General features: G+C 67.4%; 15 protein-coding genes, 4 tRNA genes and 3 pseudogenes. 7 read left to right on the forward strand and 15 right to left on the reverse strand.

The genetic code is table 11. From position 1 onward, the window contains the following. Positions 1-169: 169 nt before the first annotated feature. The 7 genes and pseudogenes from ADBZ6I_RS10780 to ADBZ6I_RS10810 all read right to left on the reverse strand — a co-directional run. Positions 170-670, reverse strand: a pseudogene (locus ADBZ6I_RS10780) (LemA family protein); the annotation flags it as partial. After that, positions 670-1,833, reverse strand: coding sequence for a glycosyltransferase family 4 protein (locus ADBZ6I_RS10785; RefSeq protein ID WP_526383629.1), 1,164 nt, complete (start codon positions 1,831-1,833; stop codon positions 670-672). The gene ADBZ6I_RS10785 and the pseudogene ADBZ6I_RS10780, both read right to left, overlap by 1 nt. Then, positions 1,833-2,750 carry a phosphatidylinositol mannoside acyltransferase gene (locus ADBZ6I_RS10790; protein WP_526383631.1) on the reverse strand — a complete coding sequence of 306 codons (918 nt, stop codon included), beginning with the start codon at positions 2,748-2,750 and terminating at the stop codon, positions 1,833-1,835. Before ADBZ6I_RS10790 ends, ADBZ6I_RS10785 begins: the two co-directional genes overlap by 1 nt. After that, positions 2,747-3,400, reverse strand: a complete 654-nt coding sequence (gene pgsA / locus ADBZ6I_RS10795) for a phosphatidylinositol phosphate synthase (RefSeq protein ID WP_526383633.1) — start codon at positions 3,398-3,400, stop codon at positions 2,747-2,749. The genes ADBZ6I_RS10790 and pgsA overlap by 4 nt, the downstream gene beginning before the upstream one ends. Beyond that, positions 3,397-3,984 carry an ATP adenylyltransferase gene (locus ADBZ6I_RS10800; protein ID WP_526383655.1) on the reverse strand — a complete coding sequence of 196 codons (588 nt, stop codon included), beginning with the start codon at positions 3,982-3,984 and terminating at the stop codon, positions 3,397-3,399. The genes pgsA and ADBZ6I_RS10800 overlap by 4 nt, the downstream gene beginning before the upstream one ends. A 106-nt stretch (positions 3,985-4,090) precedes the next feature. Further along, positions 4,091-6,142, reverse strand: coding sequence for a threonine--tRNA ligase (thrS, locus tag ADBZ6I_RS10805; protein ID WP_526383635.1), 2,052 nt, complete (start codon positions 6,140-6,142; stop codon positions 4,091-4,093). A gap of 81 nt (positions 6,143-6,223) precedes the next feature. Further along, positions 6,224-6,646, reverse strand: a complete 423-nt coding sequence (locus ADBZ6I_RS10810; protein ID WP_526383637.1) for a TIGR02611 family protein — start codon at positions 6,644-6,646, stop codon at positions 6,224-6,226. 48 nt (positions 6,647-6,694) lie between these two features. Here ADBZ6I_RS10810 and ADBZ6I_RS10815 point away from each other — a divergent pair, with 48 nt between their 5' ends. Both ADBZ6I_RS10815 and ADBZ6I_RS10820 read left to right on the forward strand, forming a co-directional pair. Beyond that, complete coding sequence (locus ADBZ6I_RS10815; protein ID WP_526383639.1) at positions 6,695-7,192, forward strand: DUF1990 domain-containing protein; 498 nt, start codon at positions 6,695-6,697, stop codon at positions 7,190-7,192. Between the two features lie 36 nt (positions 7,193-7,228). Further along, positions 7,229-7,339, forward strand: a pseudogene (locus ADBZ6I_RS10820) (NAD(P)-dependent oxidoreductase); the annotation flags it as partial. A gap of 68 nt (positions 7,340-7,407) precedes the next feature. Here ADBZ6I_RS10820 and ADBZ6I_RS10825 read toward each other — a convergent pair. Continuing rightward, entirely contained in the window at positions 7,408-7,710 is a 303-nt protein-coding gene (locus tag ADBZ6I_RS10825; protein ID WP_526383657.1) for a hypothetical protein, read from the reverse strand. 250 nt (positions 7,711-7,960) lie between these two features. Between ADBZ6I_RS10825 and ADBZ6I_RS10830 the strand changes: the two are divergent. Then, positions 7,961-8,153: pseudogene (locus ADBZ6I_RS10830) on the forward strand (zinc-binding dehydrogenase); the annotation flags it as partial. A 29-nt stretch (positions 8,154-8,182) separates the two neighbouring features. On the opposite strand, the gene ADBZ6I_RS10835 reads toward ADBZ6I_RS10830, so the two are convergent. The 4 genes from ADBZ6I_RS10835 to ADBZ6I_RS10850 all read right to left on the reverse strand — a co-directional run bounded on the left by ADBZ6I_RS10835 (position 8,183) and on the right by ADBZ6I_RS10850 (position 10,376). Then, entirely contained in the window at positions 8,183-8,884 is a 702-nt protein-coding gene (locus ADBZ6I_RS10835) for an SDR family NAD(P)-dependent oxidoreductase (RefSeq protein ID WP_526383641.1), read from the reverse strand. Next, positions 8,856-9,392, reverse strand: coding sequence for an ATP-binding protein (locus tag ADBZ6I_RS10840; RefSeq protein WP_526383643.1), 537 nt, complete (start codon positions 9,390-9,392; stop codon positions 8,856-8,858). The genes ADBZ6I_RS10835 and ADBZ6I_RS10840 overlap by 29 nt, the downstream gene beginning before the upstream one ends. Positions 9,393-9,424: 32 nt before the next feature. After that, positions 9,425-9,808 carry an STAS domain-containing protein gene (locus tag ADBZ6I_RS10845; protein ID WP_526383645.1) on the reverse strand — a complete coding sequence of 128 codons (384 nt, stop codon included), beginning with the start codon at positions 9,806-9,808 and terminating at the stop codon, positions 9,425-9,427. A gap of 493 nt (positions 9,809-10,301) precedes the next feature. Next, positions 10,302-10,376: transfer RNA gene (locus tag ADBZ6I_RS10850), tRNA-Val, on the reverse strand. A 157-nt stretch (positions 10,377-10,533) separates the two neighbouring features. Here ADBZ6I_RS10850 and ADBZ6I_RS10855 point away from each other — a divergent pair. The 4 genes from ADBZ6I_RS10855 to ADBZ6I_RS10870 all read left to right on the forward strand — a co-directional run bounded on the left by ADBZ6I_RS10855 (position 10,534) and on the right by ADBZ6I_RS10870 (position 11,158). Continuing rightward, a tRNA-Gly gene (locus ADBZ6I_RS10855) sits at positions 10,534-10,606 on the forward strand. A 30-nt stretch (positions 10,607-10,636) separates the two neighbouring features. After that, positions 10,637-10,707, forward strand: a tRNA-Cys gene (locus tag ADBZ6I_RS10860). 14 nt (positions 10,708-10,721) lie between these two features. Beyond that, a tRNA-Val gene (locus tag ADBZ6I_RS10865) sits at positions 10,722-10,796 on the forward strand. A gap of 35 nt (positions 10,797-10,831) precedes the next feature. Beyond that, on the forward strand, positions 10,832-11,158 hold the full coding sequence (locus tag ADBZ6I_RS10870) for a hypothetical protein (RefSeq protein WP_526383647.1): 327 nt from the start codon (positions 10,832-10,834) through the stop codon (positions 11,156-11,158). Between the two features lie 218 nt (positions 11,159-11,376). Here the strand turns inward: ADBZ6I_RS10870 and ADBZ6I_RS10875 are convergent, their stop codons facing one another. The 3 genes from ADBZ6I_RS10875 to ADBZ6I_RS10885 form a co-directional block, all read right to left on the reverse strand. Beyond that, entirely contained in the window at positions 11,377-11,868 is a 492-nt protein-coding gene (locus tag ADBZ6I_RS10875) for a hypothetical protein (RefSeq protein ID WP_526383649.1), read from the reverse strand. A gap of 31 nt (positions 11,869-11,899) precedes the next feature. Beyond that, complete coding sequence (locus tag ADBZ6I_RS10880; protein ID WP_526383651.1) at positions 11,900-12,163, reverse strand: hypothetical protein; 264 nt, start codon at positions 12,161-12,163, stop codon at positions 11,900-11,902. A 157-nt stretch (positions 12,164-12,320) separates the two neighbouring features. After that, the coding region (locus tag ADBZ6I_RS10885; RefSeq protein ID WP_526383653.1) for an AMP-binding protein at positions 12,321-13,383 on the reverse strand (1,063 nt) is incomplete at its 5' end.

A 13,383-nucleotide genomic window follows, 5' to 3' on the forward strand; every position in this document is an offset into this window, starting at 1 on the left:
AGCACCGCGGCGTCGTCGTCGAGCAGAACCACCCGCGCCGAGGTGCGGATCATCCTGCTCTGCCGAATCATCGCTGTGCTGACTGCGCGATATCGGAACTCATCGCTGTGCTGACTGCGCGATATCGGAACTCATCGCTGTGCTGACTGCGCGATATCGGAACTCATCGCTGCGCGGGCTCGGCGATCTCGAAATAGCAGGGCAGCGGGGCATGTCCGCCGAGCCGCAGCCAGCGGACCGGTCGGCGTTCCCGCAGAGCCAGGGTGTCGCGGACGGCGTCGTTGTGAAAGCGCCGGGCCAACAGCACCCGCGATTCGGCCTCGGCAAGCTCGTCGACCAGCGCCGGTGGAATCGCCTCGATGTCGATCTGGCTCAGCGCTGTGGACAGTTCGTTCTCGCAGCCCTCCCGGGTCCATCGGGGCGCGCGCTCGGCGGCGTCGGCCAGGGCGGCGAGCTCGGCGCGTTCCGGGCCGGGTCCGTAGGCGTCGGCGGCGATGGCCCGCGCCACCACCGCGCGGCGGCCCAGAGCCGCGTCGAGGGCCTGCAAGGACAGGTCGTAGCGGACGTGCAGCCGGTCCAGCCGGTTGGCGGTCTGGTAGGCCCACACGCCGATGCCGACCAGTACCAGCACCAGCGCGATGACGGCCAGCCACAGCAGCACCGTGGTCATCAGGGAGCCGCGCTCTCGGCCGCTGCGCTCTTGGCCGAGGCGCCCGCCACGACCACCTTGACGCCCGGCACCGCCACCGTCTCGTAGACCCGCATGATCTCGTCGGCCACCACCGACCAGTCGTAGCGCCCGACGGCCGCGGTGGCGGCCTTGACGAAACCGGCTCGCAGCTCGTCGTCGCCCAGTACCTCGATCAGCCCCGCCGCTAGTGCCGCGGAGTCTTCGACGGTGACCAGTCGTCCGGCCTCGCCGTCGCAGAGCACCCGCCGGAACGCGTCGAGGTTGCTGGCCACCACGGCGGCGCCGGCCGCCATCGCCTCGACCAGAACGATGCCGAAGCTCTCGCCGCCGGTGTTGGGGGCGCAGTACACGTCGGCGCTGCGCAGTGCGGAAGCCTTCTCGGCGTCGTCGACCTGACCGAGGAATTTCAGGTGCCCGGCCAGGTCCCCGGCCTGCTCGCGCAGATCGTCCTCATCACCGCGTCCGACGATCAGGATCTCGACCTCGGGGAAGCGCTCGACGAGCGCGGGCAGCGCACCCAGCAGCACCGCCATGCCCTTGCGCGGCTCGTCGAACCGGCCCAGGAACAACACCGTCTTGCCGGGGCGGGGGTAGCCGGGCAGAGGCGGGGCCGAGGCGAAGGAATCGACGTCGACGCCGTTGGGGATCTCCACCGCGTCGGAGCCCAGCGCCTCCATCTGCCAGCGACGGGCCAGATCGGAGACCGCGATGCGCCCGACGATCTTCTCGTTCCAGGGCCGCAGGATGCCCTGAAAGATGCCCAGCGCCAACGACTTTGTGGTGGAGGTGTGAAACGTCGCGACGATCGGGCCCTCGGCGATCATCAGCGCGAGCACCGACAGGCTGGGAGCGTTCGGCTCATGCAGGTGCAGCACGTCGAAGTCGCCGCGGGCGATCCACTTCTTGACCTTGCGGTGGGTGGCCGGCCCGAACCGCAGCCGCGCCACCGAGCCGTTGTAGGGAATCGGGACGGCCTTGCCGCCGGAGACGACGTAGTCGGGCAGGTCCACGTTCGGCGAGGAGGGCGCCAGCACACTGACGTCATGCCCGCGCTTGTGGAGTACCGCCGCCAGGTCCAGCACGTGGGCCTGCACCCCGCCGTGGACGTCGAAGGAATACGGGCACACCATCCCGATGCGCATCAGGATTCCTCGAGGTAGGCGCGCCGCTTCTCGCTCAAGTCCGCCAGCCACAACGGCTGCAGCATGTGCCAATCCTGCGGGTGGGCGGCGATGTTCACCGCGAACCGGTCGGCCAGCGCCTGAGTGATCACGCGGACGTCGCCGGAGGAGATGTCCAGCGCGTCGTCGACCTGCACCATACAGTCCGCGCCGTCGTAGTAGACGTGCGCTGGATGCAGCGGCGCACCGGTCTCGATCGCCAGTTTGGCCGGACCGGCCGGCATCCGGGTGGGCTCGCCGAAGAACTCGACGGGAACCCCGGAACGGGTAAGGTCGCGGTCGGCCATCAGGGCGACGAACGTGTTGTCCCGCAACCGTTCACACAGAACCTCCGACGGCGGCCGGTCTCCTCCCGTCAAGGGCAGCACTTCGAAGCCGAGGCTCTCCCGGAACTCGATGAACCGGTCGTAGAGCGACTCGGGTTTGAGCCGTTCGGCCACCGTGGTGAAGGTGCCGTAGTTCTGGGCCAGCCACACCCCGGCCATGTCCCAGTTCCCGCTGTGCGGCAACGCCATCACCGCACCGCGGCCGGCGCGGTGCGCGTCAGCGAAGTGCTCGGCGCCGATGAACACCGCGTCGAGCCGATCGGCCAGTGCCGCCAGGTCCATCGACGGCAGCCGGAAGGCCTCCCGCCAGTACCGGGCGTAGGACGCCACCGAGGCGCGCATCAGCGAGTCGGGCACCCCGGCGGGGGTGGTGCCGATCACCCGGGCCAGGTTCTTGCGCAGCTGGTGCGGCCCGCCGTCGCGGGTGAAGTAGCGGGCGCCGGCGTCGAAGACGTTGCGGGCCAGCGGTTCCGGCATGGAGCGCACCAGCCGCCAGCCGGTGGCGTACGCCACGTCGGTGAGCTTTTCGCGGGGAGGCACCAGAGGGCTCATTGTTCGGTGCTCCCCGGTAGAGGGATCTTGTCCATGGCTCCCGGTGAGGTGCGCACGCTGTGCAGCCGCTGCCCGACGGTGACCAGGCTGGCCGCCGCGAGCAGCCACATGGCCACCGGCAGCGCCATCGGGATGGGGAAGACCGGCAGGTCGGAGAGCCCCGCGCCGAGCAGGACGATGATCAGCCGCTCTGGTCGTTCGATGAACCCGCCGGAGCCGTCCAGGCCACTGGCCTCGGCGCGGGCCTTGATGTAGGAGATGACTTGGGAGGTCACCAGGCAGATCAGGGTCGCCACCACCAGCGAGGAACTGCGCAGGCCGAACGCCGCCCACCACAGCAGGCCACAGAAGATCGCGCCGTCACTGATCCGGTCGCAGGTGGCGTCCAGCACCGCCCCGAACCGGGTGCCGCCGCCGCGTTCCCGGGCCATCGCGCCGTCGAGCATGTCGGCGAGCACAAAGAACCAGATGACCAGCCAGCCGACGAACAGCTTCCCGATGGGGAACAGCGTCAGCGCGGCCAGCACCGAACCGGCCGTGCCGATGATGGTGACGGTGTCCGGGGTCAGCCCGATCCGCAGCGCGCCCCGGGCCAGCGGGCCGCTCAGTTTGGCGTAGGCGGCCCGCGTCATGAGGTAGAAATCGCTCATGCGCTCGCCGCCCATTCGCCGGCCAGCAGGGCGCGGGTGTCGCGCAGCAACTGCGGGATGACCTTCGTCTGACCCACCACGGTGATGAAGTTGGCGTCGCCGGACCAGCGTGGCACCACATGCATGTGCAGGTGCTCGGCCAGCGACCCGCCGGCGGACCTGCCGAGGTTGAGCCCGACGTTGAAGGCGTCGGGCCGGGAGACCGCCTTGATGACGCGGATGGCCTTCTGGGTGAACTTCATCAGCTCCACGCTCTCGGCGTCGGTGAGGTCCTCCAGTTCCGACACCTTCCGATAAGGCACCACCATCAGGTGGCCGGGGTTGTAGGGGTACAGGTTGAGCACCGCGTAGACCAGTTCGCCGCGGGCGACCACCAGGCCGTCTTCGTCGGCCATGGTGGGGATGTCGGTGAACGGCTGCGAGGACCCCCCGGAACCCCCTTGGGCGCCGCCCAGGTTGGGTGATTCGGCGATGTAGGTCATCCGGTGCGGGGTCCACAGCCGCTGCAGCCGGTCGGGGTCCCCGGGTCCCCGGTCGATGAGCGGCAGCGAATGACCGTTCTCATCCGAGTCGATGAGCGGCAGCGAATGACCGTTCTCATCCGAGTCGATGAGCGGCAGCGAATGACCGTTCTCATCCGAGTCGATGAGCGGCAGCGAATGATCGTCGTCGCTGGGTTCGATGAGTGCGTCAGTCACTGTCGGCCTTCACCAATTCGGCTGTGGGAGAGACGTTCCGCCGCTCGTCGATCCAGGCCCGGATGGTCGCGATCGCCTGCTCGCGGGGAACGCCGTTGACCTGGCTGCGGTCACCGAACCGGAAGCTCACCGCGCCGGCTTCGACGTCGCGGTCACCGGCGAGCAGCATGAACGGCACCCGCTGATTGGTGGCGTTGACGATCTTCTTGGCCATCCGGTCGTCGCTGGCGTCGACCTCGACGCGCACCCCGGCCGCGCGCAGGTCGGCGGCGACGTCGCGCAGGTAGCCGACGTGCTCGTCGGCCACCGGGATGCCGACCACCTGCACCGGGGCCAGCCACGCCGGGAACGCCCCGGCGTAGTGCTCGGTGAGGATGCCGAAGAACCGCTCGATGGAGCCGAACAGCGCGCGGTGGATCAGCACCGGGCGCTGCCGCGACCCGTCGGCGGCGGTGTACTCCAACCCGAACCGCTCGGGCATGTTGAAGTCCAGCTGGATGGTCGACATCTGCCAGCTGCGGCCCAGGGCGTCGCGCACCTGGACCGAGATCTTGGGTCCGTAGAACGCCGCGCCACCGGGATCGGGCACCAGTTCCAGCCCGGAGGACTCGGCGACCTCCCGCAGCGTCGCGGTGGCCTCTTCCCACATCTCGTCGGAGCCGACGTACTTCTCCGGGTCCTTGGTGGACAGCTCCAGATAGAAGTCGTTCAAGCCGTAGTCGCCGAGCAGGTCGAGCACGAATCGCAGCAACGAGGCCAGCTCGTCGCGCATCTGTTCGCGGGTGCAGTAGATGTGCGAGTCGTCCTGGGTCATGCCGCGCACCCGGGTCAGGCCGTGGATGACGCCGGACTTCTCGTAGCGGTAGACGGTGCCGAACTCGAAGAGCCGCAACGGCAATTCGCGGTAGGAGCGGCCGCGGGACCGGAAGATCAGGTGGTGCATCGGGCAGTTCATCGGCTTGAGGTAGTAGTCCTGCCCCGGCTTGCGCAGCGTGCCGTCCTCGGCGTATTCGGCGTCGATGTGCATGGGCGGGAACATGCCGTCGGCGTACCACTCCAGGTGCCCGGAGGTGATGTACAGCTGCTCTTTAGTGATGTGCGGGGTGTTGACGAACTCGTAGCCGGCCTCGATGTGCTTGCGCCGCGAGTACTCCTCCAACTCCCGGCGCACGATGCCACCCTTCGGATGGAAAACCGGTAGGCCGGAACCCAATTCGTCGGGAAAGCTGAACAGGTCCAACTCGACGCCCAGCTTGCGGTGGTCGCGGCGCTGCGCCTCTTCGAGCACTTCCAGGTGGCGGTCCAGCGCCTCCTGCGATTCCCACGCGGTGCCGTAGATGCGCTGCAGGCTGGCGTTGTTCTGGTTTCCGCGCCAGTAGGCCGCCGAACTGCGGGTGAGTCTGAACGCCGGGATGTACTTGGTGGTCGGGCAGTGCGGGCCGCGGCACAGGTCACCCCACACCCGCTCCCTGGTGCGGGGGTTGAGGTTGTCGTAGGCGGTGAGCTCGTCGCCACCGACCTCCATGATGTCGGCGTCGCCGGACTTGTCGTCGACGAGTTCGAGCTTGTAGGGCTCGGCGGCGAGTTCGCGCCTGGCTTCGTCTTTGGATTCGTACACCCGCCGGGAGAACAGCTGCCCCTCTTTGACGATCGCCTTCATGCGTTTCTCGAGGGCTTCGAGGTCCTCGGGGGTGAAGGCAGCCGGCACGTCGAAGTCGTAGTAGAAGCCGTCGGTGATCGGCGGGCCGATGCCCAGCTTGGCCGTCGGGAACATCTGCTGCACGGCCTGGGCAAGTACGTGCGCGGCGGAGTGCCGGATCACGCTGCGGCCCTCGTCGGTGTCGGCGGCCACCGGGGTCACCTCGGCGTCGGCGTCGGGAGCCCAGCTCAGGTCGTGCAACTTCCCGCCGGCGTCGCGGACCACGACGACGGCGCCTGGCTCCCCGCGGCCGGGCAGACCGGCGTCGCGCACGGCAGCCCCCGCTGTGGTCCCGGCCGCGACCTTCAGCGGTTCGGGCGGGGCGGGTTGTGCGGGGGCGCTCATCGGCGGATCACTTTCACTTCGGGCAGCAACGACTCAGCCACCGGATCGGCGGCAGTCGGGCTAATGCTATCCAGGCAGCCTTCAGGAACCGAGCCCGATGGGGCTGCGCAGCAGCGGTTGCTCCAGACCCACCAGGCCGGCCAGCCAGGCGATGGCGCCGAGGAACCACAGCGTGACGACCACCACCGCGGCGGTCAGCACCGCGCTCGTCGCCTGGACCCAGGCCGGTTGTCGACGCATCCAGCTCATCGCGGTGTCGTAGCGGTCCCTGGTGTAGGTCAGCGTGCGACGCGCCCAGTAGAACTCGCTGGCCAGGATGGCCAGGCCGAGAAAGACGATCGCCCAGCCAGGGCCCGGGTACGGGATTGCGGCCACGCCGACGAGCAGCACCGTCAGCCCCACCACGGCCACCAGGACGCGGTAGGAGAAGTCCAGCATCCGCCGCTGACGCAATCGCTCGCGGTGGTGCGTCCACCGGCGTCTGTCCGTTTTGTCGGCTGTCACGCCCCGAGACTACGTGCGCCGCAGACCGCATCAGGGCATCGTGGAGGAATGAAACTGGCCGATCTTGCCGGCGTGCCGCTCACCTACGCCGAGCGCGGCTCGACCGCCGATCAGATGCCGGCCCGCTACCACCAGGTGCGGGCGAGCAGGCGGATCGGGCAGGGCCGCGAGCGGTTCGAGCAGGCGGCGGAGAACGTGATGCGGTACGGGATGCTGCGCGGCGCGGGGCTGCGAGTGGATGCCAGCACCGAGGTGGCCCAGGTCGGCGCCGACGTGCTGGGCCGGCTCGGGCCGTTTCTGGCGCCCTGCCGGGTGGTCTACGTCATCGACGAGGAGAACCGCCGCGGCTTCGCCTACGGCAGCCTGCCCGGACACGCGGTGATCGGCGAGGAGATGTTCGCGGTGCGCTACAACCCCGCCGACGGCGGGGTCTACAGCGAGGTGGCGGCATTCTCCCGGCCCGCGACGTGGTGGAGCAGGCTCGGCTCGCCGGCGCTACGGGTGATGCAGCGGATCGTCACCCGCCGCTACCTGACCGCCGTCTGAGGTTCACACCGACCACGGCGGGGTACCCCCGCGGTCATGGCATTCCCCAAACAACAGCAGAGACCGCCGGGCATTCAGGCCGCCATGAACCCGATTCCCGACTGCGGCGAACAGAGCTACCGCGGCTCCGGGCGGCTGACGGGCAAGCTACATCACCGGGGCCCGGATCGCCGTGACCGGCGGCCGGCCCATTCTGTAGGCGCCGTTCAGCACCCTCAGTCGAGGGCGAAGACCGGCGGCTTCGGCTGCGCGCCAAAGGGATTCGACCCGGAACCCGGACGAGCCCACTGCGCCTCGTTGAGCCAGCCCTTCGGCACCTGGCTGATCGCATTCGGCCGGGACACCACGCCGGGCGGGCCGGGCCGCACCATATCCCTGGTGTCCAGCTTCGCGGACCCGCGTCCCGAATCCTCTCTGGAATCGCTGTCGCGGTCCGCGGCCGCAATGGGCGCGAAGGCGATGGCCGCGGCGGCTGCGGCGGTGGCCAACATTGCTGGAGCGAGGAATGAAATCGCCATCTCTGTCTACCCTTTCGGTGGTTCGGGATAGTTCCCGTCGGTGATTCCTAGCCTAGGAATCAGCCGGCCACCGGTCACTCACTTCATATCACTCACATAATTTCTGATTCATGATCAACAGATTGTTATTAGCGAGTTACCTAACCCGGATGTCCTACTGGGACACCTTGCGGTATAATGCGGCCCGGCTCATCGGCGAGTTCACGGGCAGCCTGGTTCATCGTGACGTCGGCACGGCTCAACGCCGGATGGGTGTGGCGGCCTGGGGCACATCGGGATTCAGTTACTCAAGGCCATCAGCCCGGCGGAGTTGATCGTGGTGGATCGCAATCCGCAGGCCCTCAAACTGGCCGAGGCGATCGGCGCGATCACGGGGTACTGGCCGATGGAAGCCAATCGAGCAGGTGCTCGAACTGACCGGCGGGCATGGCGCGGAGGTGGTCGCGTCGGCGGGCACTCAGGCCCGGCGACGTCAGGCCCGCAGCGTCGACATGCCCCCGTCGAGGCCGAGCACCTGACCGGTGATCCAGCCGCTCTCCGGGGAGAGCAGGAAGCGCGCCAGCGTCGCCGCGTCGGCGGCGGTGCCGACCCGCTTGAGCGGATAGCGCGCCGCCATCGCCTCGCGCTTCTCCGGTGTGGACAGCATGCGGTCGACCAGCGGGGTGTCCACCAACGCCGGCGCAATGGCGTTGACCCGAATCCTCGGCGCCCACTCGGCGGCCAGCGACCGGACCAGCCCCTCGACCGCACCCTTGGCCGCCGCGACCGAGGCGTGCATCGGCATGCCCTGACCCACCGCGACGGTGCTGAACAGCACCACGCTGGCCGGGTTGCCGTCCTCGCCTTTGAGCTTGGGTCCGCAGGCTTTCAGAAAGCGCACGGCGCCAAGGAGATTGATCTCCCAATCGCGGCGGAAGTCGTCCTCGGACAGCGCCCGGAAGCTCTTCAGGTTGACCGTTCCGGGGCAATACGCGGCGCCCTGGATGGATTCCGGCAGTTCGGGCAGCGAGTCGGCCGCGGTGATGTCGCAGGCGAGGTGATGGATCGGGCCGCCGGGTTCGAGGCCGTCGACCGAACGCGACCATACGTCCACCCGCGACGCCGAGGGGGCCAGCAGTCCAACGAGTTCCAGTCCGATACCGCGGCTACCGCCGGCGACGAGGTAAGTGCTCATCGCTGTGATGATAGGCGTGCTCAAGGGCTGACGGGCCGCTCAGCCCACCCCCGACCATGACGTCGTAACCGGCATAGACGTTGTCGAAGCGCATCGCGACGCTGGTTCCCAGACCCGAGGTGTCGATCACCACCGAGTCGGCCAGCGTCCGCATCAGCGGGATGCCCCGGCCGCGACGGCGCTGCCGGTTAAACGGGTTGGTCTCGCGCCAGTGGCCGCGGTCGGACACGATCACCGTCAAGGCGTTGCGACGCGGGTCCTGCACCGCTTCGACATCGACGGTGCCGTAGCTGCCGTCGACGTAGGCGAATTCGGCGGTGTTGGCGAGCGTCTCGTTGACCGCGAGCAACACATCGCACAGCCTGGTCTCATCGAGATCGGTGCTCCGCCGCAGCCACCGCGCGAACTCATCGCGGATCCACGCAGCAGCAGTCGGGGTGGCCGGGGCGCCGTTGAACGCGAACCGGTCATCGTCGGCATCTAGGCACGGGCAGAAGGCTGAGTTCATCTCAGCCGCCGTATACCCACGGCGCCGGAGCGCTACTCTCCGAGCGCCGCCCGCGCCTCATCCAGCGTCGGGTACAGGCCCACCACCTCGGCCAGGCCGACCAGCTTGAGCGGCCGGCTGGTGGCCGGACCGCTGGCCACGACCGCAAAACCGGTGGTACCGGCCGTTTGATCGCGGGCCGAGACAAGCACCCCCATGCCTGCCGACGCGAGGAAGTCGACGTCAGTGAGATCCACCACAAGTGCGGTGGGGTTCTTTTGGAGTGCCGCCGAGATGGCGGCCTCAAGTTGCGGAGAGGTGAGCATGTCGAGAACGCCGGAGACCGAGATCACCGTGCTGCGTCCGATCCACTGCTCACTGATCGAACAGCCGGGAGCGGTGGCGACGCCGTTTGTCGCTGAGCTTGATTGGTCCACGATTCATACCTCACTTATGCACACGGGCTAGCGCGTGAAAGATTTTCTGCAAGGCTTCAGTCTGAACCTGGCACGTACTTCGAGAAAGAAGCGCCGGATCTTCTTGCGACGCGAATCGCGCTGGAAATGTCCTCAGCGCGACTTCACCTAATCTAGCGCATCCGGCGCATCTGGGAAGGGGTCGTTCAGCGGGGAGCTGAATTGGGGCGGCTGGGCTGATGGAGTCAGGAATAGAGGCTTTCGCCTCTAGAGGGGAAAGTGAACCGGCGGATGCGGATACGCACCGGCACCGAGAGCTTCCACCACCATCTCGCCAACGACATCGCAATGCTGACCGGCACGGTGCAGGACACACCCTGATGCTGACCCAATGCCGGGTTAACGCCGGATTGATGAAAACTCGCGCTGTTAAAACCAACTGCTCGTCGGCAGCAGTCAAGGCGCTGTCGGTGATGGTCTCTTCAGATTCGTACCGTGTCTGCGAGGTCAATCGTGGTGGTCCCGGCTGGGATCGAACCAGCGACCTTCCGCGTGTGAAGCGGACGCTCTTCCACTGAGCCACGGGACCGGAAAGCGGTAGCAGCCTACGCCATCCACCGCGGCACGAAGACTAGCACGGGGCGTATTTCCGCTGAACACACGGCGGGCTACCCGGGATTTGTGGCCGTCGCGTCAGTCGACTATTGTCGACCATCGCGGCTGGGCGACGATCTCGTCTGGCGTGTGCGGATGTAGCGCAGTTGGTAGCGCATCACCTTGCCAAGGTGAGGGTCGCGGGTTCGAATCCCGTCATCCGCTCGAGGATGCAAACTGGCATCAAACCCCAACGGTGGAGTGGCCGAGTGGTGAGGCAACGGCCTGCAAAGCCGTGCACACGGGTTCGATTCCCGTCTCCACCTCTGATTTTTACCCCGCGCGATTAGCTCAGCGGGAGAGCGCTTCCCTGACACGGAAGAGGTCACTGGTTCAATCCCAGTATCGCGCACCACGATCGCAGCAGCTCAAGTTAGGTTTTCACGCCTCATGACCCCCATCGAGCCAGAGGCCACTACCCCACCGCCAGCCGGCGCCGAGTGGCTCGGTGAATGGGACGCGCAGTACCACGACCGGGTGTATCTGTTCCCTGCCGTCGAGGTCGATGAGGTGGTTCTGTTCCTCACCGGCGTTCAGACCACCGACGGCCGCACGGCCACCAGCATCGGCCTCAAGCTCAGAAACACACCGCCGATGACAGTGGCGCTCGACCTGACGCCGGCACAAGCCCGGCAATTGGCACGCGCTCTCCTCACCCAGGCCGACGCCGCCGAGCGGGTCGACGGAATCGGCGAGCGCCGGCCTCAACGCCCCTGATGAGCGCCCTACCCGCGGCCGGGGACTCATCGGCTAAGCACATCCGCCGCCCACTCGGCGGCGGATTTTCTGCGAGATAAACCACACTCAACACGGGTCGGAAAACATCCCGGTTGTAGTCCGATTGGCCGACAATTGCTGGCGTCGGCCCGTCGAACCAACCCCCCCGTGTTCGACGGGCCGACCCTTGTGTCCGGTCAGGCGGCGACGTCGGTCGACTAGTCCTTCACCCAGAGGCAATTGCCGGCGAGTTCGACGTAGAACAGCGAAGTGTCCATCCGCACTGTCAACGGCTTGCCCTGCTCACCCTGTGAAACCTGCGGTCGCGCAAGGACACCCGCCTCAACCACATCGGTCTGCGTGACAGCACACGCGGTGTCGGCGTCCTGCGGCGTCGCCGTCCACTCACCGGCAGACAAGTTGGGGTTGCGCATTCCCTGGCCATGCAGGGTGATCGCCGGGCCGTAGCTGAGCCAGATGTCATTGGGCGGGAATGGGGTCTGCACCGGGGTCCACGCCAAGCCCATGCCGGCCCGCTGACAGATGACGTAGCTCGTCTGGTCGGGCAGTAGGGTCATCGCGCCGTCGAGCTCCTGCGAGCACCCCATTCCGACCGCCGGGGGCAGCACGTCGGCGCCTGCGGTCCCCACCGGGGCCACCGCCGCCGCGGCGACCACCACGGCACACACCATCGTGCCGCGATACTTCATCGTCGCGCTCCCTTCCTCATACCAGCGTGCGTCACACCAACCTCATATGCATCAACAGTACGTTGCAGTCACCCCACGACGACATGTTCCAGTAGATGTCCTGGCCGGCGGACCAGGGTTGCATCGGCGCGTACCGCAGCATTTCGGCGGTGCGCATCATGACGTTGTTGGCTGAGTCTGTGTACATCATCACGTACTTGTTCAGGTAGGTGTTGTACTGAACCGGCGGAACAGGTTTCGGTATCTCACCAGGGGTGATCTTGAATTCCCCGTCGACTGGCCTAATTGCTTCCATTCGCAATTGTTGCGGCCGCAAAGAAACTGCTCTAATGTCACCGATCAGCAGGGTGCCTCGCGCGTCACCCCCCGGCGCTGCAGGGCATCCTGCCCCACTCCCCGGTGCTCACGATGCGGTTGGGCTCGTTGGACTGGAGGTTGGGTTGTGCAGTGACTCACAACCGCCCGGCCCGATACCACTCCCGCAGCTTCAACCGCTGAATCTTGCCGCTGGTCGTGCGCGGGATGGCGCGCCGGGATACCACCACGACCTCATCCAGGGAGAAGCCGAAAACCCGGCGCACCCGCGCCATGGCCTCGTCGCGGACCGAGCGCTGATCGTCGTCGGCGGTGACACCGGCAGCCACCACCGCGACATTGCGCTCCCCACCGCGGACCTGATCGGTCACCGAGAACACCACCGCCTGGCCCTGGCCCACCTCCGGCAACTCGCCGATCACTCGTTCGATGTCGTACGGCGGGAGGTTGCGACCGCGGACGATCAGCATCTCCTTGGTCCGGCCGACCACGAACAACTCACCATCCCAGTGGAATCCGCGATCACCGGTGTCGTGCCACCCTTCCGGCGGGGCGGTGACCGTACCGTCCGCCTGCCGGTAGCCGGCCATCACCGACGGGCCGCTGATTCGGATGTCGCCCACCACCCCGGGTTCGACCTCGTGGCCGGCTGAGTCCACGACGGCCACCCGCATGCCTTCGACGGGAGGCCCGCACGATACCGGTGACTCGCCGCCGCCGGCGGCGACTCGGACCCGGCCGAAGTTGCGCGCGCCCTCCGGTGCCGCGCGCAAGGCCAACGTGGTCGCCAGCACCGACTCGGCCATCCCGTAGCAGGGCACCAGGACATCCCGGCGTAGTCCCAGCGGTGCCAACGTGTCGGTGAAGTGCCGAAGCGTCTGGTAGACAATCGGTTCCGCCCCGACGAAGGCGTACTGCAATGCGCCCAAGTCGATGTGCCCGGCCCGGTCCGGGGCCCGGCCGAACGCTTCCACGACCGCACGGTAGGCGAACGTCGGACCTGCGGTAACAGTGGAGCCGTGGCTGCTCATATGGCGCAGCCACGACAGCGGATCGCGCAGGAAACCCAGCGGGCTCATCAGACCGACCGGCGCACCGTAGACCAAACCGCCGAGCACCTGGACCAGGCCCATGTCGTGGTACATGGGCAGCCAACTGAACATCCGGCCATTGCCACGCTCGACATCCATTCCCGAGGCG

The organism is Mycobacterium sp. (assembly GCF_044342925.1).
Classification (GTDB): Bacteria; Actinomycetota; Actinomycetes; order Mycobacteriales; family Mycobacteriaceae; genus Mycobacterium.